This window comes from Nostoc sp., assembly GCF_036917155.1.
GTDB lineage: Bacteria > Cyanobacteriota > Cyanobacteriia > Cyanobacteriales > Nostocaceae > Nostoc.
The window spans coordinates 44,626-64,838 of the sequence record NZ_JBALDZ010000216.1 but is presented as its reverse complement, the minus strand read 5'-3'; the positions used below and the strand labels follow the sequence as shown (position 1 = coordinate 64,838).

Annotated in this window: 17 protein-coding genes and 1 tRNA gene; 11 read left to right on the top strand and 7 right to left on the bottom strand. The window is 40.9% G+C overall.

The features are described 5' to 3' along the window. The first annotated feature begins 247 nt into the window (after nucleotides 1-247). The 5 genes from V7K67_RS28745 to V7K67_RS28725 all read left to right on the top strand — a co-directional run bounded on the left by V7K67_RS28745 (nucleotide 248) and on the right by V7K67_RS28725 (nucleotide 3,126). Nucleotides 248-445, top strand: a complete 198-nt coding sequence (locus V7K67_RS28745; protein WP_179064190.1) for a DUF2949 domain-containing protein — start codon at nucleotides 248-250, stop codon at nucleotides 443-445. A gap of 371 nt (nucleotides 446-816) precedes the next feature. Then, nucleotides 817-1,950 (top strand): homocitrate synthase, encoded by a 1,134-nt coding sequence (gene nifV, locus V7K67_RS28740; RefSeq protein ID WP_334730306.1) that lies wholly within the window; start codon nucleotides 817-819, stop codon nucleotides 1,948-1,950. Further along, the gene (locus tag V7K67_RS28735; RefSeq protein ID WP_334709032.1) at nucleotides 1,937-2,224 is read left to right on the top strand and encodes a nitrogen fixation protein NifZ; all 288 of its coding nucleotides are present in this window, start codon (nucleotides 1,937-1,939) and stop codon (nucleotides 2,222-2,224) included. Before nifV ends, V7K67_RS28735 begins: the two co-directional genes overlap by 14 nt. Then, the gene (gene nifT / locus V7K67_RS28730) at nucleotides 2,199-2,402 is read left to right on the top strand and encodes a putative nitrogen fixation protein NifT (RefSeq protein WP_334709031.1); all 204 of its coding nucleotides are present in this window, start codon (nucleotides 2,199-2,201) and stop codon (nucleotides 2,400-2,402) included. The genes V7K67_RS28735 and nifT overlap by 26 nt, the downstream gene beginning before the upstream one ends. Nucleotides 2,403-2,601: 199 nt before the next feature. Next, on the top strand, nucleotides 2,602-3,126 hold the full coding sequence (locus V7K67_RS28725) for a (2Fe-2S) ferredoxin domain-containing protein (protein ID WP_335169436.1): 525 nt from the start codon (nucleotides 2,602-2,604) through the stop codon (nucleotides 3,124-3,126). Here V7K67_RS28725 and V7K67_RS28720 read toward each other — a convergent pair. Beyond that, a complete protein-coding gene (locus tag V7K67_RS28720; protein WP_334730359.1) occupies nucleotides 3,123-4,112 on the bottom strand; it encodes a Rieske 2Fe-2S domain-containing protein in 990 nt (329 codons plus the stop codon). The two genes, V7K67_RS28725 and V7K67_RS28720, sit on opposite strands and share 4 nt — an antisense overlap. A 61-nt stretch (nucleotides 4,113-4,173) precedes the next feature. On the opposite strand from V7K67_RS28720, the gene V7K67_RS28715 reads away from it, so the two are divergent. Both V7K67_RS28715 and V7K67_RS28710 read left to right on the top strand, forming a co-directional pair. Beyond that, nucleotides 4,174-4,953, top strand: a complete 780-nt coding sequence (locus V7K67_RS28715; protein ID WP_334709029.1) for a TetR/AcrR family transcriptional regulator — start codon at nucleotides 4,174-4,176, stop codon at nucleotides 4,951-4,953. 129 nt (nucleotides 4,954-5,082) lie between these two features. Beyond that, entirely contained in the window at nucleotides 5,083-5,667 is a 585-nt protein-coding gene (locus V7K67_RS28710) for a Uma2 family endonuclease (RefSeq protein WP_334730308.1), read from the top strand. A 181-nt stretch (nucleotides 5,668-5,848) separates the two neighbouring features. Here V7K67_RS28710 and V7K67_RS28705 read toward each other — a convergent pair whose 3' ends face one another. Further along, nucleotides 5,849-6,487 carry a histidine phosphatase family protein gene (locus V7K67_RS28705; RefSeq protein WP_335169433.1) on the bottom strand — a complete coding sequence of 213 codons (639 nt, stop codon included), beginning with the start codon at nucleotides 6,485-6,487 and terminating at the stop codon, nucleotides 5,849-5,851. Nucleotides 6,488-6,989: 502 nt separating this feature from the next. Between V7K67_RS28705 and V7K67_RS28700 the strand changes: the two genes are divergently transcribed. Continuing rightward, nucleotides 6,990-7,061, top strand: a tRNA-Gln gene (locus tag V7K67_RS28700). An 87-nt stretch (nucleotides 7,062-7,148) separates the two neighbouring features. Here the strand turns inward: V7K67_RS28700 and V7K67_RS28695 are convergent. Next, the gene (locus V7K67_RS28695; RefSeq protein ID WP_179064185.1) at nucleotides 7,149-7,628 is read right to left on the bottom strand and encodes a hypothetical protein; all 480 of its coding nucleotides are present in this window, start codon (nucleotides 7,626-7,628) and stop codon (nucleotides 7,149-7,151) included. Between the two features lie 803 nt (nucleotides 7,629-8,431). Between V7K67_RS28695 and V7K67_RS28690 the strand changes: the two genes are divergently transcribed. After that, nucleotides 8,432-9,730, top strand: a complete 1,299-nt coding sequence (locus V7K67_RS28690; RefSeq protein WP_334730310.1) for a hypothetical protein — start codon at nucleotides 8,432-8,434, stop codon at nucleotides 9,728-9,730. Nucleotides 9,731-9,996: 266 nt separating this feature from the next. Here V7K67_RS28690 and V7K67_RS28685 read toward each other — a convergent pair whose 3' ends face one another. Then, nucleotides 9,997-11,142 carry a SpoIID/LytB domain-containing protein gene (locus V7K67_RS28685; protein ID WP_334710154.1) on the bottom strand — a complete coding sequence of 382 codons (1,146 nt, stop codon included), beginning with the start codon at nucleotides 11,140-11,142 and terminating at the stop codon, nucleotides 9,997-9,999. Nucleotides 11,143-11,357: 215 nt separating this feature from the next. Beyond that, a complete protein-coding gene (locus tag V7K67_RS28680) occupies nucleotides 11,358-13,571 on the bottom strand; it encodes a GumC family protein (RefSeq protein WP_334730311.1) in 2,214 nt (737 codons plus the stop codon). Nucleotides 13,572-14,410: 839 nt separating this feature from the next. On the opposite strand from V7K67_RS28680, the gene V7K67_RS28675 reads away from it, so the two are divergent. After that, nucleotides 14,411-14,662 (top strand): hypothetical protein, encoded by a 252-nt coding sequence (locus V7K67_RS28675; RefSeq protein WP_334730312.1) that lies wholly within the window; start codon nucleotides 14,411-14,413, stop codon nucleotides 14,660-14,662. 540 nt (nucleotides 14,663-15,202) lie between these two features. After that, nucleotides 15,203-16,660, top strand: coding sequence for a protein adenylyltransferase SelO (locus V7K67_RS28670; protein WP_335169430.1), 1,458 nt, complete (start codon nucleotides 15,203-15,205; stop codon nucleotides 16,658-16,660). Nucleotides 16,661-16,877: 217 nt separating this feature from the next. Here V7K67_RS28670 and V7K67_RS28665 read toward each other — a convergent pair whose 3' ends face one another. Beyond that, complete coding sequence (locus tag V7K67_RS28665; protein WP_334730314.1) at nucleotides 16,878-18,266, bottom strand: LCP family protein; 1,389 nt, start codon at nucleotides 18,264-18,266, stop codon at nucleotides 16,878-16,880. Between the two features lie 146 nt (nucleotides 18,267-18,412). Continuing rightward, nucleotides 18,413-20,137 carry an ABC transporter ATP-binding protein gene (locus V7K67_RS28660; RefSeq protein ID WP_334710149.1) on the bottom strand — a complete coding sequence of 575 codons (1,725 nt, stop codon included), beginning with the start codon at nucleotides 20,135-20,137 and terminating at the stop codon, nucleotides 18,413-18,415. Nucleotides 20,138-20,213 lie beyond the last annotated feature (76 nt).

Sequence of the window (20,213 nt, the reverse complement as noted above, 5' to 3'; positions counted from 1 at the left end):
ACTGTACTTTATCCTTTTTGTTCATAGATGCACAAAGCTCAAATAGGTTTAGAGTTTGAAGCTACTGTACGCTAGCAGAATTTGTTGCAGACTGAGATGGAACAAATGGATGTTAGATTTTATTGAGTCTGCTAAATCTGAAATTTCCCTGACATATAGCAACAATTAAAAAGACGAAATTCCCAAATAAAAATTGGAGTTTCTGATTTTTAAGTTTTTCCCAAATTAAGAAATTGAAAGTTCGATTATGGCGACTCGGAACAGAGATATAAAACTCCTCAATTTTTTGCACAATGAACTTGAACTTTCAAATGCTGATATTGCTGTAGCTCTGCGACACCGTGAATTAGAAAATGGCCCACTACCGATGCTCCTCTGGCAGTATGGTTTAGTTGACTTGGAGCAGCTAGGAAAGATTTTTGATTGGCTAGCAGACCACAGTTAGCTAATTTGCACCCTTTAGCTTTGAGTACCATTACCTGCCTAAATTACACCCAAATGCACTACAAAAAATGAGGTTACGAAGATGATTACATCCTTAATTGCTGGATTCTGTGTATTACTTTGTTCAGGATTTGCTAATAGCTATATTAGTTCATTGCTACTCAAAGATGTTTCAACTGACATCGGTAAAAACGATTAGTAAATTATACATTGTTTTAGTTCCCTGCCATACAGATGTGATGCTGCTAATAGGTCAATAATTAAGGATCATGTATCCTACATTATGAATTGTGATATTTTTAGCATTTACCATCACGAGGGGTTGTAGAGAGAAAGGATATTAAGAATACTTCCAAGAGAGGGATATTTGCAATGAATCAAATCATCATTAATGACACTACACTACGTGATGGTGAACAAGCAGCCGGTGTTGCCTTTACCCTACAAGAAAAAGTCGCGATCGCTAAATTTCTCGATGCTATTGGTATCCCAGAATTAGAAGTCGGTATACCGGCAATGGGTGACGAAGAAACACGTGCGATCGCCGCAATTTCTAATTTGGGTTTACAAGCAAAACTCTTGGGCTGGAACCGCGCTGTCATCTCAGATATCAAGGCTTCCATCGCCTGCGGTCTGAACCGGGTGCATATTGCCATTCCCGTCTCTGGTATCCACATTGCCACTAAATTTCATGGTCAGTGGCGAGTAAGTTTACAGAAACTCAAAGACTCAATCAGCTTCGCCCTCGATCAAGGTCTTTGGGTAGCAGTTGGCGGAGAAGATTCTTCCAGGGCTGATGAAAACTTCCTCTTAGATGTAGCACTTTATGCCCAAGAGTGGGGTGCATCCCGCTTCCGTTTTTGTGACACTGTAGGAGTTCTCGACCCCTTCAGCACCTATACCAAAGTCCAAAGACTGGTTTCAGCGTTGACGATTCCCCTAGAAATCCACACGCATAATGATTTTGGTCTGGCAACTGCCAACGCCCTTGCGGGTATCAAAGCCGGAGCCTCATCAGTGAATACCACAGTCAACGGATTAGGTGAAAGGGCGGGAAATGCAGCATTAGAAGAAGTTGTTATGGCAATTAAACGCATCTATGGCGTTGATTTGGGTATTGATACACCCAGTTTGCTGGAACTGTCTCAACTAGTTGCAGCCGCATCAGGTGCTAGTGTACCACCCTGGAAAGCGATCGTTGGCGAAAATACCTTTGCTCACGAATCTGGCATCCATGCTCACGGGGTATTGCAAAACCCCATCACCTACGAACCATTTGCTCCTGAAGAGGTGGGTTGGGAACGGCGTTTAGTAGTAGGAAAACATTCTGGACGGCATTTGGTTTCAAACTTGCTAGAGCAGCATGGAATTTTCTTGAACTCCCAAGAAACCCAATCTGTTTTAGACGCAGTGCGCCATCAATCGGTACAGAAAAAACGCAGTTTGACGACAGAAGAACTATTGAATTTGGTCAGAGAACAGAGGTACTCTCATGCAACGCGATGAATTAGAACTAAACTTGCCACCTGCTTTTGAAATTGGTGAAAAAGTAAGAGTTCGTAAACTGCTGAAAAACGATGGTACCTTTCCTGGTAAGGAAGTTGGCCAAGTTTTAGTAAACAAGGGAGATATCGGTTACATAGCGAGTATAGGTACATATTTGCAGACATCCTATATATATGCTGTGCATTTCTTAGAAACAGGGTTCGTCGTCGGCTGTAAGAAAAAAGAACTAGAATCTGTTGAGGAATCTCATGAAAGTAATGCTACGCATAAATGATGCCGGTACTTTAGTAGTCTACGTTGCTAAAAAAGACCTGGAAGAAGAAGTCGTCAAACAAACCGATGGAACTGATGGCAAGATTCTCACCCTAGCAAATGGTTGGGAATTAGAATTTCGTGATTTGCCAGATACAGCAAATTTACCTCAAACTGTAGAAGCTAAACGCCTCACTTAAAAACAGTTAGGAATTAGGAGTTAGGAGTTAGGAGTTAGGAGTTAGGAGTTAAGAGTTAGGAGTTAAGAGTTAAGAGTTAGGAGTTAGGAGTTAGGAGTTAGGAGTTAGGAGTTAAGAGTTAGGAGTTAAGAGTTAGGAGTTAGTAATCATAACTCCTAACTCCTGTTAATTTTGAATTTTGAATTCGGAGCGAAGCGACGTGACGTTATCAGAATTGAACCTTGAAGGACAGTTACTAGGTTTTGTTGGTGGTGAGCCAGGGAAATATAAATACTTGCAATTGGCAGTTCCATCTGGAAATGTGGAAATTAAATTGCCTAAAGAATTACGCCGTTTACTAAGTTCATCCTTAGTTCCTGGTCAGCAAATTCGTATTTGTGGTCATAGTAAGATAGATTCGCGCACAAGTAAAATTAAAATTAAAGCCTATCGAGTGACACCAATTAGTAGCTGTCCAAAGCAAGATTTACAACCTCAAACGAAAGCGAGGATTATGGTATGTCAAAAGGGCGGTTGCCTGAAACGTGGTGGTAAAGGTTTATTATCAGAATTAGAAAAAACTTTGTGCGATCGCGGTTTATTAGACAAAGTTACCATTGAACATACCAGTTGCCAAAAATGCTGTAGCAGCGCTCCCAATTGTGTTTTACAGCTTGGTAAAAAGAAATACAAGAATATTCATCCTGAAGCGATCGCATCTTTGCTAGAAAGTCATTTAAGTTAAGATTGCTTGGAAAAATTAGGTTCCACAATATTTGGGAAGTTTTCAAAATTACGTCGCACCCAATCCATGCCTACTTCATTATTGAGTTTAATTTTTTGAGGCGTATTTGGATAAATTTTCCCTAATATATCTGCGTCTTGATTCACTACAACCTCCCCAAACTTGAGATATTGACTACCAAATATCTTGAATACAGGATGCTTGGCTTGACCAAATAATAAAATATAAGTCCGTGTACGATTAGCGGCTTCTGGCACAAATATATGGCACTGTGCAGCTTTACCCAATGGCGTTTCTCCATGAAAAATTATCAGAGATGGAAAGTGATTTTCTAGATGCGCTTGAATATTCTTGGGCAGTAATAGTAAATCAGGCTTTTTGAGCTTTTCTAGCAAGCTGTAAGGTGCTGTAGGCAAATCGTAAAACGCATGGGAATTATGTCCGTTATCAATAAATTGATGAAATTCTACATCGGTAATCCGAAACAATTCTCGGTGAGTACCGTTTTGATGATTGTAGTCGTGCATATTCAGCAGCATCGTCAGCATTGAAGTATCTATAGTTCTATCTGCTATATGTCCAATAAAGTAGTATGTTTTGACAATCTCATTTAGTACTGTGGGAATAGGTATTTTCGGATCATATCCACCATAAGACCAAATAAAATCGCCTTGAATTATTAGCTCTAATGATTTGAGTTGTGGCAATGTTTTCTTGTTCGTTCCAGGTAAAACAGTGCAGCCTGACCCATCAAATTTCAAGGCATGAAACGGGCAGACTACAGCACTCCTACCATCACCTTCTGTTTCGCACCAGCCTTCGGACAACATTGCTCCCATGTGTGGACAGGCATTGGGCAAAGCATATATAGCTTCGGTAGAATCTTTCCACATCACATAGTCATCACCATACAAGGAAATTTTTCGAGGTTGGTTAACTGCCAACATCGACTTGTGGAGCAACAGCCAGGGCGCACCAGGAAGCATAGATTCCATGATCTTCTCCGTTAGTTATAAAATTGTGAAAAATCCGTCATCTTTTTAAGATATGACAGAAGATTCACATTCGTCAAGCAGTTTACGTCGTCAACCCAAACAACAACGAGGAAAACAACGAGTTGAAAAAATCTTGGATGCGGCAGCAGCAGTGTTTGATCGAGTGGGTTATGAAGCTGCAACTACCCATTTAATTGCAGCAAAAGCAGGAACAGCAATCGGTTCTTTGTATCAGTTTTTTCCTGATAAAGCCGCTATTTTTCAAGCGATGGAGTTACGCCATGTTGAGCGGGTAAAGCAGATGTGGGCGCAGGTGAACACACCAGAAATTGTCCAGTTACCACTGCGTCAAATGATTCATGCTCTTGTTAACTCTGTAGCACAAATATTTGAGCAGCCAGTTTCACGGGTGGTATTTGTGCAGTTTTTCATGGCACGCGAAATTTTCCAGTCCATTGATGAAAGCATGACCCAAGAAGCAATTAACTTTACGGCAAATATCTTGAAACTGCGAAACTCAAAATTAAGTGAAGCACAGTGCAGCTTGCTGGCAGAAGTTTGTGTTCACAGCAGCAATGCTGTCATGTTATCGGCACTTCGCAACCCAGATCAAGAACATCGGCAACGACTGACTCAAGCTATTGAAGATTTTCTCGTTTCATATTTAGAACCCTATGTTGGAGATCATGTGTTGGAAAATGTAATGAAAGTAATGAAATGCTTACATTGTCAATCACAGCGATTATCTAAAAATGGGTATCGCAGAGGCAAGCAGTGCTATCTCTGTAAGGACTGTGGAAAACAGTTTGTGGAAACTTATGGCAGTGTATAACGCTGTCGGTCATCATTAGGGCGTACTCAATCATTAGTAATGATAATTATTCCAACATCAAGATTTCAACTCAATAAGAACATCAAAGCTATATTAAGATAAAAATAACTCTGCATTCTCGTAGTTGTTATGAGCCTTACTACTGCTAAACGCTTTACTATAGCTGAATATCACCGTCTAACTGAACTCGGCTTCTTTAAGGAGAATGACCGAGTTGAGTTAATTAAGGGTGAAATAATCCAGATGGCAGCAAAAGGTACACCGCACTCTGTTTGTAGCACCCGCTTATATCGTGAATTATTCAAGCTGGTTCTAGAAGAGGCGATTCTTCGAGGACAAGAACCAATCATTATACCTGATGATAGCGAACCAGAACCCGATCTAGTCATTGTGCGAAATCGTCCTGATGACTATTTAGAAGCTCATCCTAGCCCATCTGATGTATTGTTGGTAATTGAAATTTCTAATTCCACTTTGAAATATGACCAAGATATAAAATTATCTGTTTATGCAGAAGCTAGTATTTCCGACTATTGGATATTTAATTTAGTAGATAACTACCTAGAATCTTACAGCGAACCTTATAAAGATTTACAAGGTAAATTTGGATATCGTCGTAAGTTGATTTTTCTGCCTAATGAGTCAGTTAATTTGCCATATTGTCCTGATTTAGTTCTGGATTTATCTAAAGTATTTCCAGAGCGATCGCTATAATTAGCGTGTTATATATTTTTAAAATTAGAATAAATATTTTCTGTAAATATACTGAGCCAGCGAGTGAGAGGGAGTAAGGGAAAAATAATAACTCCAAACTCCAAACTCCAAACTCCAAACTCCAAACTCCAAACTCCAAACTCCTAACTCCTAACTCCTAACTCCTAACTCTTCCTTCCCCTCATGTCCCCGGTAAATTTCGCAAACGCTCATCCAAATGACTACGGTCTGCCAAAACCTTTAACACCGGCCCATGTGAGGTAAATTCTACAATACTGACCGAAGCAACAGGGCATCCCAAACGAAAACGGAAGCGTCCTACATCAATCCCTAGTAAACTAGACAAAATAATTCTGATAGTTGCCTTGTGAGAAACCACTAACACATTGCCACTGCTGTAAAGACGCTTGATTTCTTCAATTACCTGTATGGCGCGAGAAGCAATTGTCACCGCCATTTCTCCACCAGTTGGCCCATTCCAAGCCGGATCTGCTGACCAACGAATATAATCATCGTGATATTCATGGCTAATTACTTCTGGGGTTTTTCCTTCCCACTTGCCATAGTTGATTTCCTTCAAACCATCCCTAAATTGTGGTTCTATCACGATTGCTTCAGATAAGGGTTTTGCGGTCAATACAGTTCGCCGCATTGGACTACAAAATATTGCTGTCCAATCCATAGAACTATATGCAGATGCAAAAGCCTTTGCCATCTCCAAGCCTTCTGGGGTAAGTTCTGAGTCTATGGAACCGCAAAAGGAATTATTGCGACTGCATTCGGTCTGTCCGTGACGGAGGAAATAAAGAGTTAGGCTCACGGTATATTCTCATCAATGGTAAATTTAACGACGCTAACAATCAGATGTAGCTGAAGATAGTTAATGCCCGTGCTATGTTACTACAATTTCACGATATTTGGAATAAAAATTTAATCGTTCAACCAAGAGTACTCCAAGCAAAAAAATGCCCAATTGTCATTCCCGCATTTCTCACAAGCTTGAAATGCAGAGGGGCAGAGGGGAAAGAACTTGTACAAATCTCTCCCCTGCTCCCCTGCTCCCCTGCTCCCCTGCACAAGGTTTTGAGAGATGTGGTGAGAAATCCGGGTATTGCGTTCGCGTAGCGTCTCGTAGAGAGCGAAGCAATGACGGGTTTTGGATCATTTATTTTTTGGAACACTCCAAAGTGATGAAACAGTCCTATGTGTAAGGATTCTGACCAGTTAATATCCTGCCATAAAAACCCATTATCTGAAATCAACTATTAAAGTACTTGACATTAACCCAGGAGTTACTGCTATATTAACTAGAGTAATGTTGTTGGGGCGTAGCCAAGTGGTAAGGCAGCGGGTTTTGGTCCCGCCATCCCTAGGTTCGAATCCTAGCGCCCCAGTAATTCTAAAAGACAGGCTTCACAGTCTGTCTTTTAGAGCTTATTGAATTTTTAAGATGAGTCTCAAGGCATCTAGTTCTGTAAAAGTTATTTGTCAGGAGATTTGAGAGCTTGATCTAGAGTCTGCCGAGCTAGTTCTGCTTTAGATCGCGCTTCCTGGTAACGCACATTAGCTTGAGCAAAATTTTTGAGAACTTTAAAACCTTCCTTGAGTCGAGTAATTTCCTCTTCAGTCACTAACTCATCGCTGAACAGAATATCAACAGCTTTGCGAATTTCCAACGCTTCAGCTCGTGACTCCTGAACTTTCAACTTGAGCGTGGCTAGGTTACTCAAAACCTGGACAGCTTGTGTAATGGTATCCTCACCACTAGCAGTATCAATAGTCGACTCCTTAACCTCAATCAATTGTTGAGGGCCAAATCCTTCTTCCAGTTCTGTGGGTAGCTTACCTGCATCCATCAGTTCCATCAGTTGATCCATTGCCTTATCACGGGCTTTGGCTGAATCTTTTCCAGAAACAGTAAGGATAATTTCTGGGCTTTGCGCGAGAGTATATTGAACCATATTTGAGCAGAAAGTTTGCTGGTTAACCAAGCTGAGGCAAACAATTATAACATGTTGCGTCTCAGAGGATGTTTGAAAAGTTTTGGCGAATATAATGACACTGTTGGTCAACTCTTGATGAGTTTGACCAACAGTGTCATTATATTCGCCAGGGCTAGTAATAAATTAGACTTTTCAAACAACCTCTCAGGTTATTTGCTGGCTCATCGACTTTAGTATCGGTTTGCCAAATTCATGTAATTTATATAGGACTCGCACTTGATTTTTGAAAAAACTCAGCAAATATCTATTCATTTCTTCCCTATTCCCTGTTCCCTCTTCCCTCCCTATCGCGCTTGCGCTGCGCTTCTCTGCGAGAGGCTTCTCTACGAGCATTTGTGAGAGGTTAAGGTCAGATACAATTTGTCAATAAGCAATAGTACTTAAAATATTGCTGAAATCGGGGTTAGAAACAGAATTTTTGATTGGGCGATGCCTAGGTTGGGCTTTGCCTACGCGTCATCTTGATACGCATCATTTATTCTTAACCCATAATTTCAGTACAACAGTTAACTTCATACCTCGGCTCTTTCCAAATTTTAAGCATAATTTCTAATTGACAAAAGTAAGATTATCTTAACCTCTCACCGATGCTCTACGAGAGGCTTCGCCAACGCGAACACGCACCACGCAAGTAAGTTCAGTAATCAAATCGGATTCCTATATAAAATGATTTCCTTCTTTATTTTTACCTTTACTAAGTCCCTCAAAATAAAACTTTATACTTAAGAAAAGGGAATAATTTTCAACAGGAGAGGAGAGCAATGGCTCCCAGTCCCACCATCATGCAGGCTGTGGAACAACTGGGCTACCGTGTCACCGTTGGTGATGTGGCAACTCAGGCAGGATTGAATGTCGCTGAAGCTAATCAAAGCTTGTTAGCCCTGGCATCTGATGCTGGCGGACATTTGCAGGTAGCAGATTCAGGTGATATAGTTTACCTTTTTCCACGAAATTTTCGAGCAATTTTACGTAATAAATACTTCCGGTTACGATTGCAAGAATGGTGGAAAAAGGTCTGGAGTGTTCTGTTTTACCTGATTCGCATTTCTTTTGGAATTTTCTTAACTGTTTCCATCGTTCTGATAACTATTACCATCTTCATTATCATTACTGCTGCTAATTCAGACCGTAACGGCAACAATCGGGGCAGTAATTCTGGTGGTGGGGGGTTCTTTTTCTTTCCAAATTTATTTTGGTATCTTAGCCCAAATTATGACACCCACTACCAGGAACGGCGACGTGAAAGCCGAGAAGAAAGCAATCTAAATTTCTTTGAAGCTATATTTTCGTTTTTGTTTGGTGATGGTAATCCTAATGCCAACTTAGAAGAACGTCGCTGGCAAGAAATTGCTACGGTGATTCAGATTAATCGTGGTGCAGTGGTAGCAGAACAAATTGCCCCATATTTAGATGATATTGGCGAGGGATACACAAGAGAGTACGAAGATTATATGTTGCCCGTTCTAACGCGATTTAATGGGCAACCGGGCGTAAGTCCAGAAGGGCAAATTGTTTATTACTTTCCAGAGTTGCAGGTGAGTGCAGTTAAAAAGCGTCGTTATGCAATATCAGATCACTTAGAGGAATTTCCCTGGCGTTTTAGTGCCGCAAGTTCTGGGCAAATTATGCTGAGTGCTGGATTGGGTGTACTAAATTTTGTTCTTGCCTTAGTACTGGGAAGTTTGTTGAAAGGTGGCATTGTTGCCGCCAAATTAGGTGGACTGGTAGCTTTTGTGCAAGGAATTTATTGGCTGCTATTGGCTTACGGAGCAGGTTTTTTAGGCATACCGCTATTGCGTTATTTCTGGATTAGATGGCGTAATGGCAAAATAGGCGATCGCAACCGCGATCGCCTTTCCAGAGCCAGGATATTGACAAGTCCTGATGCACCTTTGCAACAAAAAATCAACTATGCCCAACAATTTGCCGCAGAAAAAGTCATTGGCAAGGAAGATTTAGTGTACACTAGCGAAACTGATTTACTCGACCAAGAGGTTGAGCGTTCTGCGCAAATTGACGCTGAATGGCAGAAACGCTTGGAAAGAGGGAGTGGAGAATAGGGTGAAGAGTTGAGAGTAAGGAGTGAATAATTAAACTCCCAATACGGTTCGGATAAGGTTTTTTGATGACAAGCCTGATTATTAGACATCTCCAGAAATTAAATATGCTTTACCCATAACCCTTGTAGAGACGTAGCAGTGCTACGTCTCTACATTGTTTTTCGGAGATGTCTATTGTAGAGACGGCGATTTATCGCGTCTCTTGCCTTAACCGAACCGTATTGATTAAACTCCTAACTTCTAACTCCTAACTCCTAACTTTCTCCTTACTTCGCCTGAATTGGTGTCAGGGCTACACCTTGATAATAATGTCCCAAAATTTGCAGATGGTTCACTCCTTGCCGAGCCAGATTGTACGCCCCCCATTGGCTCATACCTAAAGCATGACCGTAGCCAAGCCCTTGTAGTACAAAACTACCATCGCCTCCCTTGGTGACAGTAAAGCGGGTACTTTTTAACTTGAGGGCTGTTCGCACTTCCTCGCCCTGTAGCACTTTTGTGCCCTTGTTGCCGACAATTTTTAAAACTTTAACACTGTGGAAAGGTGAGTATGTCTCTGGAATCATCGCCGTCACACTGCCTACCTCAGGAAATTTAGCGCTAATTTCACTGGTTGAGAAGGTTTTCACCCAATTACACTCGCTGATATTTTGATCGTAGTCTTCAACAGCACGTAGGTAAGGCTCATTGCTTCCCCAAACATCTTCCACGTTTTCGGTGTGTCCCCCAGAACAAGCGTGGAAGACTGAGAGAATAATCCGATTTTTGTAAGTTAGTACTTGCCCTAGTGTGGAATCCACTGCGGCGTAAGTAGAAGGAGCTTCACTGATCACACCTTTATAAATTTGCCAGCGATCGGGGGTATTGCCTAAATCGTAAACGGGATTATTCCGTTGTTTTTCTCGTTCGTAGAGGGCATAGGTGCGGGCTGCGATCGCCTGGGCTTTCAGCGCTTCTTGCGGCCAGCTAGCATCCATTTCGCCACCGAGAACGCTGTAGAGATATTCTTGGTCATCAACCCAATTAACAGCCGTTAAGCCTTTGTCTGTGGGAACAACCAAAGTTCTGCCCCGATACCAGCGATCGCCAATATAAACAAATCCTTTACCAGTTGGCTCAATCCAAAATAAACCAGACTGCCACTTATCTAAAGCCACTCCGCCAGGAACAGCTTGGGCATAATATGCACTCATCGCTGGCAACTGTCCAAGAGTCCGGCCAGTACTATCCTTCACAATCCCAGTGGTGGAACTACCCACTTTTACCTGATTAACACCCCTTTCAATTGCCACACGCAAGATTACAGACGCTTGAGCTGGGGCAACCAAAGCTATCCACAAAAGGATACTTACCCACCAATGACGTACTTTAATCTGGGAAAATAAAGAGCCTAAGTAAAGTTGGAATTTCATATTGATCATCTAATCACACTAGTATCTAATTGACGCTCTGGATTATGGTGTCTACTACTTTAAGATGGGACACTTTTCCAACGCCGGAAGTTGCCACCTCCTACTAATTATGCATTTTGCTTTAGCTATAAGGTAGAAATCAGGTGAAGAAGGCAGGAGAAGAATAGTTCTTCTCTACCTCTTTCCAATGCCCAATGCCCACTGCCCCTACCAGCCTAAGATGCCAATACCTTTTGAGAATTGCTCACTTCATTAGCGATAATTCCAATTAAATTCAACTTACTTAAAATTTCTGTTGCTTGAGTCAGTTCATCTCGAGTCACTTTCCCCATGCGCTCTACCATGACAATCCCATTGCAAAAAGATGCCACAATTCTGGCATCAACTGTCCCTAAAATAGGTGGAGCGTCTATCAGTACTAAGTCATAATTTTGCTCAAATAACTCTATTAGTTCTTTCATCCGTTGAGAACTGAGCAACTTCACTGTGTCTTCCGGTGCCGGCCCAGCAGTCAAAATATCAATGGAGGGGTGAATGGGCTGGATATAATCTTGAAAATCAGTGGTTGTCTCATCAACTAACAACAGAGATAATCCCCAGTCATTGGATAGTTCCAAGATTTTATGTAGGCTAGGATTCTGCAAATTAGCATCAATAACTAATACCCGTCGATGCATCCGTATAGCGCTAGCCACAAGCCCTAAGACTAAGGTTGTCTTCCCTTCCCCTGGTAGTGCTGAAGTAAACATCAGCGACTTGAAAGGTAAGGGATATTTTAATATTTGAATATTTTGGTAGATCATGTCCAGGGTTTCATGGACGGGCAATTTAGTAGTAGCTTCTATTGCAGAAGACTCTGAACTTCGCCGCCCATTCCAAGATAGTCCCAGCCGCCGCTTTTTGACACCATAGGATGGTAGCTTTGGTACTGACCCCAATACACGTAGGTTCGTCAGTTTCTTTAAATCTCCCGCACAATAAATAGCATCATTAAACTTTTCCAAAATTAGGGCTGCTAAAATACCTAAAATTGGCCCAATTACCGCTCCCCCAACCAAAAGGAATAATCTGTTGTTCCCCATATAAATACCCGAAGAAGGTTCTGCCAAAACTTGCCAGCTATATCCTTCCTGAGCAATTTTAAGTCCCAAAGACTGTTGTGCTTGGAGAAGTTGTTCAAGGGTTTTGTGGCTAGTTTCTACCTTTGGTAGCAGACGATTATACTCTGCTATTATGCTTGGGTATTTATTTAGCTCAGATCGAAGCCGCTGTTCTGAATCGGCTAAATTTTTTTCATTAGCAGTTAGTCCTAAAACAGTTGTCTGTACCAGAATAAACTCATCTACTAGCCTTGGATCAACCCCTAAAAGTTGCCCTTTTAAGAACGGTTCTCCCTTACTGCTAGTAGTAATAGCTTTCACTTCTTCTCGTAATAGCGACAGCTGACTTTGCCGTTGCTGCTTTAGCTTTTGTACCGACGGATAATCGTCTGTATAGCGGAGCCTTTCCTTAGCTAAGGTTAATTCAGTTTTTTGAATTTCACTCAATAGTGTTTGGTAACGGCTTGACTGATTTAAACGAGAAGAAATTAGTGTATTCTGCTGGGATGAAGATGCTATTTGTTGCTCTAGATTGTCGTAGCGAGCATTTACATCTTGAAGGTTGGCACGAGTGGTTTGTAGCTGTTGTTGAATATCAGCTAGAGATTCTAGCAGGATTTTACTTTGGATTTCAGGATCAAGTAATTTATGTTTCTTGCGAAACTGTTCCAAATTTTTATCAGCTTTACTTACCTCTTTTTTTACCTCAGGTAGGCGAGCATTTACAAAAGCTAATCCCTGATTGAGACGTTCTTTTTGTTGCTGTTTATTATAGTCTTGATAGACTTTTTGTATAGCTTGAAGTACTCTTTGTGCTTTAACTGGATCGTTATCATTGAAAGAAACTTTAAATACTTGATTAAAAACTTTGTTAGCCCCTATCCCTCCCTCTTCTGGAGTTACTTCTAGAGGTGATTTTATGATATGTTTTTTTTGACCATTGATATCTTGTAAGGTAATATTAGGATAATCAGAGTGAAGTAAATCGACGGCTTTCTGAAGCAGCTTAGAACTCAGCATGAGTTTCATCTGAGTAGTCGAATCAACAACTTGAGAATTGGAATCATTAACCTGAGTATCTTCCTCTACTGGGATATTATTTGCCTGTGCCCCTTCAGATAAATTGGAATTCACCAATATCTGCATATTGCTCTGGTAAGTAGGTTTGGCAATGATAGCCAAAAGACTAGCCGCTGACATAACTACACAGGAAACCCCCAAGATCAGAAAGCGTCGGCGAAGCAAAATAGTAGATAGTTGTCTGATGTCAACTGCGCCTTGTGCTGAAGTAGTAACCTGTTGCTCTGGATTCAGACTAGTCTTAGCCACTATCAAACTCCTCTAATATCGAAACACTATTATTTATTTGGAAGATTTATGAGAAATGTGAAATGATCTTTTACACCTAATACCTGCAATAGCATACTTAATTCTTCTTCCAACGATGACAAGCTCAGTTGGCACAATATTATGCCAACTGGGGCTTTCATGTTCATCAATTCACGCATATAAACTCTTAATCAGTGTTGGAAGAATAAATTTTTAATAAATATTTTATTTAAGGAAGAAAAATCTTGATGAAAAATTAATTATTTTTCCTAAGTATTTAAGTAAAAAATTATCTAATTTACAACATTACTATATATTAATACCGTTTCTTTGTGAAGCTGCAATATATTTACCCCCTGGCTACGCCGTCTCCCCTTCCCGCGTCGGGAAGTAGGGTGGTTTCCAACGAGAGAAAAATAATAATGATTTGTAGAGGGTGAAAAAAATGGATAACTAACAAGTATGAATCTCGTCGAACAATTGCAGTAAGTCCCAGACTATAGGTAAATTCGGGGACGAAGACATGAATTATGGTTAGTATTATTGCTCATACTGCTGGGAGTAATAACTGGATATTGGAGCTATAGACCAGAACATTGTATTTAGGGTGCGGACTGCTCCTAAGTCCCACATTTACAGCTAAATAAGTCTGAGAGCATTACTTAAGAAATATGTATAAATTTTGCTAATTTATTAAGTATTCTAACTTTACTCACAAGTTCCTCATATTTAAAGACTATAGTCAAAATATAGACAGACTGTTTTAAATTATTTACGGGCTTCTCAACTGGCTGCCCTAATTTGCAATAACACTTTTATTAACAGGATTTGAGAAAAATATGAATTACTGTCCTTGCTGCTCAAGTTTACTTTTAGAACATATACGTGGTGCAGAGACTTACTGGTTTTGTCGCCACTGCTGGCAGGAAATGCCTATTTATAATTGGAATGAATCTAGTTCATTCGCCGATGCTGTGATGGGAAAACTACCTAGAAAACCTCAAAAGCAAAAACGTAGGAGTACTACTGTTTACGCAAGCCAATGGCAATCTATTACTGAATGGATTGGGCTAGAAGAGTTATCTACTTAACAACAATTGACTGGAACAGGTTAGTGTAATTATCTTTTCTCGATTTCAGTAATAAGTTGTCATAAAATACAAAGCTGTAGCCTACTCATGAGGTATTATTTGGCACAGTTATAAAGATAAAATAGGGAATTTCCCCAACCTCTTTTAACAAACAGAATTCAGGAGTCAGGAGCCAGAATTCAGAATTGAATTCTGAACGAAAAAGCGGATAGCGTAGCTAAGCTGAGTCTTCTCCCTTGGCGTTAGCCTCTCCCAATGTGATTCGGGGAGACGCAATCATGCGATAGCGCCGGCGGCAAGCGAGTCAGACGCTCCTACGTCGCTTGCCGCCGGCGCTATCGAGCGTCACGAGTGTCTGAATAAACGGCGTTTTTGCTCCCCCACTAAACGACACGTTAAATTGCAAAGCTTTATTCTTTATGCGCTCCAGATTTTGATGGTGGTGCTGCCATATTTTAGATATGAGTCGCTTTTTGCGTCTATGCTGATGCTGAAGCCAGAGGTAGTATTAAAGGAAGAATGAATTAAGCTTTGCTCGTAATGACTCTGGCTGAAACCCCAAACTACAAGAATTCTAGCAATCCTTTTCTCACCCTCAACTACGAAAGCGCTTTAGAATCTCTAGGCGATGACTACTATGATGAGGTTGCAGCGGCGGAATTTCCCCAACACCTCCTGCGTTGGCGTAACGATGAACTATTACCCCGTTTTGGTCTAGACCCCCAAGTAGTCAAAGACGAAGATTTCATCACAGCCTTTGGTCAATTTCAGGGGCGTAAACCCTTGTTGGCACTGCGTTACCACGGCTATCAATTTGGTGAATATAACGGACAGTTGGGTGATGGTAGAGGCTTTCTCTACGGGCAAGTACGCGCCAATGATGGCCAATTGTACGATTTTGGCACTAAAGGTTCTGGGAGAACACCCTACTCTCGTGGTGGCGACGGTATGCTGACGCTCAAAGGTGGGGTGCGGGAAGTTCTAGCTGCGGAAGCACTGCACTACTTGGGTGTACGTACTTCGCGCTGTCTGAGCATGATTGAAACAGGTTTACCACTTTGGCGGGGCGATGAACCTTCGCCTACTCGTTCATCTGTGATGATTAGAATGAGCAGTTCTCATATTCGGTTTGGCACTTTTGAGCGACTGCACTATTTCCAGCGTCCAGATTTAACTAAGAAGCTGTTAGACCACGTAATTGAGCAGTATTATCGACACTTAAATGCTGAAGAAGATAAATATGCCCTGTTTTACGCCGAATTAGTTAAACGGGTTGCAGAACTAGTAGCACAGTGGATGGCGGCTGGTTTTTGTCATGCAGTTCTTAATACTGACAATATGTCGATTACTGGAGAGAGTTTTGACTACGGGCCTTACGCATTTATTCCGAGTTATAACCCATCCTTTATAGCTGCATATTTTGACTATTATGGACGCTACTGTTACGGTAATCAACCAAGTATTTGCCAACTGAATTTACAAATGCTCCAAGAACCTTTAAAGGCGATTATTGATAAAGGCGAAATGGAAGCTGCATTAGAAAGGTTTGATGAATATTATCAAGCTGAATACAGTTCTTTGATGTTGAAAAAGTTAGGTTTTTCAGAGTTGCCACATCTACAAGCTGCGGAACTGTTGAATCTAACGGTTGAATTTTTGAAAGATAGCCAAGTTGGTTATCACCAGTTTTTTTATGAGATGGCTCGTACTTTTTCATCGAAATGGCGAGATGAACCAGGTTTTGTCATGAATAATTCAGAGATTGTACCAGTGCCAGGTGCGTCAGGGATTTTTGATGATTGGTGCATATTGTACCATAAAATTTTGAATGATTTTGATAGCGATGGCACCGATATAATTGCCCAAACTCTAGCTATTCATAATCCCAAAACGGCATTATTAAGGCCTGTGATTGAATCTATTTGGGAATCAATCACCCAGGAAGATAATTGGCAACCTTTTTATGATTTAGTCAAGGCAATTCAGTCTAGGAAATAGTTACTATGGGGCAAAGCTTATAACGAAAATCATTTTTTTCCTTTGCCCCTCTCCTTTCTGTCTCTAACTGGGAATACGCCTCAAGACTTGCGGTAGAGACTCAATGAGTAGCATTTCCAGCCTCTAGCTAGAAACAAGATTTGAAAAGGATTTGGGCTTAAGTTGACACCAATGGCATCTTGCCCGCCCTAATTATACAAATTAAATGCGGAACAGCTTATTTAGGACTGCCAAGCTTGCCGTATTTTTGTCTAGTCTGTAATGCCAAATTCTGTTTGATATAAGTAGAATTATTTTCAGAAATTGAAGTAGTCAAATCTGTGCCAATGACAACAGTGACATCAGATGCAATATCTCCTAAAGAGGCAACTTCTACATCACCCACACCAAGGGCTTGTTCAACTGCATTAGCTGCTTCAGGATTTCCATGTTGAGCAATAATTCTGGTTTTTTTGGCAGAGTCTATATCAGTATCAATTTCATGACTAGAAAGAAAAATATTCCTAAAACCGTGCTTTTCGAGTAAAGATGTGACTTTTCCTACAGCTTCGGGTTGTCTGGTTGCGTTTTGGATAAAAATCTTTATACCTTGCGGCACCACTAAATTCTTGTCCTCTTCTTTTACTTCTGCATTATTAAAATTAAAATAACGTTGGAGAATTTTTTTAGTAGCTTTATGGTCAGAAATCCAGTAGCTAACATTGTATTCACTTTTTTCACTAAAACGCCCTGGCAGGAGCATAAAATTATGGTGATTACTTTGAGCTAGAGTTTGAGCAATAGCTAACATTTCATTAATAGATAAATCAGTATCTATATTATCTTGAGCTACCTTTAAAATTTGAGGTAATTTAGTAATAGTTTGTGGCTGAAGCAGTGTAATTAGGATATCTTTCAGAACTTGTTGTTGTCGCTGCACTCGACCAATATCACCTAAAGCATCATGACGAAAACGGATGTATTCTTCTAGATGCTGCCCACTCAACTTTTGTACACCTGCTAAAAAGTGAATGCTGAGGTTCTGTGAATGATCTACATAATCCATTTTTTTAGGAATATTAACTTCAACCCCTCCCAAGGCATCCACCAAATGAATAAAACCTTCTGTATCCAGCCGCACATAACGATCAATTGATACACCATCTAATAGCTGACTTACACTTTGGGCTGCTAGTTTTGTTCCACCACGCACGTTTGCATCATTAATTTTATCTACACCAACTCCATAAAATTTAACGAGAGTATCTCTAGGAATAGATAGTATATTAATCGAATGAGAATCTGGCTTGATTTGGACCAGTAGCATAGTATCGCTATTGCCTGCTAATGCCTCAGCAGGAGTAAAATTTTTCTCGTGGGGATGTCCAGAATTGTCGATACCGAGAATCAAAATATTCACAGAATGATCTAGAGTTGCAGGAATCAAGCCTGTGACACTTTTGGAACTGCCAGGCAGATGGAAAGCAACACCATCATTTTTTAAGGGAGTTAAACTTAGCGAGGAGAAAATTGCTCCAGAAGTTGCAGCTACTACTGCCGCACCGATTGCTAAAGCAAATGGCTGTTTTAAAAACTGAGATTTCTTGGGATTATTTTTTTCTTTCACTTCTCACCCACTACACATAAAATTAATTGCCATAGTCTAACCCGGAATTCTCGTACTTGGACAGGGTGGCTCATGGTCAAGACTACTTTAGATGTGGCTGCCCTAAGTAAAGAAGTGAGATTTCCCACTCCTAACTCCTTTTATGCCTAACTAAACTGTTGGGCATAAAACCGCGCATAGCGATGTTCTAGGGCTAATAATTCTTCATGGGTTCCCGATTCGACAATTTGTCCTTGTTCGAGAACTAAAATACGATCGCACCTTCTAACTGTCGATAAACGGTGAGCAATAATAAATACTGTCCGTTTTTCCATCAATCTTTCCAGGGCTTCCTGTACCAGTGCTTCTGACTCAGAATCTAATGCTGATGTTGCCTCATCGAGAATTAAGATTTGTGGATTGAGCAGAACAGCACGAGCGATCGCAATTCTTTGTCTTTGTCCACCTGATAAGTTTACCCCACGTTCGCCTACCCAAGTCTTATAACCCTCTGGTAGTTGGCTAATAAATTGATGGGCATTAGCAATTTTCGCCGCCTCTTTAACTGCTTTGATGTCAAAAATATCTTGTCCAAAGGCGATATTTTGGGCAATTGTCCCTGAAAACATGATGGTTTCTTGAGGAACAATCCCAATTTGTCGCCGTAGACTATGCAACTTTACATCTCGAATATCAACACCGTCAATGAAGATTTGACCAACTTCGGGGTCGTAAAAACGCGGGAGGAGGTTGACAAATGTGGTTTTACCAGCACCAGAAGCACCCACAAGTGCGATCGCTTCACCTGGCGATACCAATAAACTGATATCTTTTAATACAGGTTCACCTGGTTTATAGGCGAAGGAAATATGACGATATTCTACTTTACCCTTGACTGGAGGGAGAGCGATCGCATTTGTCTTTTCAATCACCGTCGGCTGAATTGCCATCAATTCAAAAACGCGGTCAACAGATGCTTCACCCTGCTTAAATTCGTTGTAGTTGTTAGTAGTATGACCAATAGGATCAATTAACAGCGCCGCCGCCGCCAGATAACTGAAAAAATTCGCCACTGTCAAGTTACCTTGGGAAATTTGCCACGCTCCCACAATCAGTAACGATAACGCACTTAAGGCTTCCAAAAATCCGATGATGGGAATCTGAATTGCTTTTAGCTGTTCGGCTGAGTATTTGGCTTTCAGACTGCGTTCTGCTTCATGGCCAAAGCGGGCGATTTCATAATTTTCGGCAGCAAAAGCCTGTACCAAACGAATACCGTTGAAAACTTCTGAGAGGATGGCTGATAAACCCGACACGCGATTTTGACTTTTTAAGGAATACTTGCGTAACCGTTCCCCAAACCAGCCGACTAAAATACCCATCAGTGGTGCAACTATCACTGTTGCGAGTGTCAGTTGCCAATTCAGGTAAATCATGTAAATCGGAATTGCTACCAACTGCAAAATACAGGGGATAAAGTCGTGAAATACTTTATTTACCACTTCGCCAACGCGGTCAACATCTTCCGTAAGGCGGTAAGATAAATCACCTGCTTTTGCAGTTTCAAAATAGCTGAGATTGAGCTTTTGCAGATGGGTGTAGACTTGTTGGCGCAGATGAAAAGCAACTCGCAAAGCAGCTTTTGCCATGTACATATCTTGTATAGACTGAAACAAGCCTCTGACAAGAAATACTAAAGCACAACTACCAGTTATTTGAGCGATCGCTACTACATTACCTTGGGCAAAGGGAATTGCCAATTTACCAGCGACATTGATCAACACTAATGTCGCCAGCACGTATCCCAAGATGCCAATAAGTCCCTTGGTGATGGTTTGCCACTGGAGTCGGATATAAGGCAGTAGTAGCCAGTAATTAGAACGGGTTTTCAAGCTCGAAAGTCCACAACGATATTTTACTTTGTTTGACGCTAGCAGTTTTTGGTGAGTTTCTAAACAGTTAACTAAT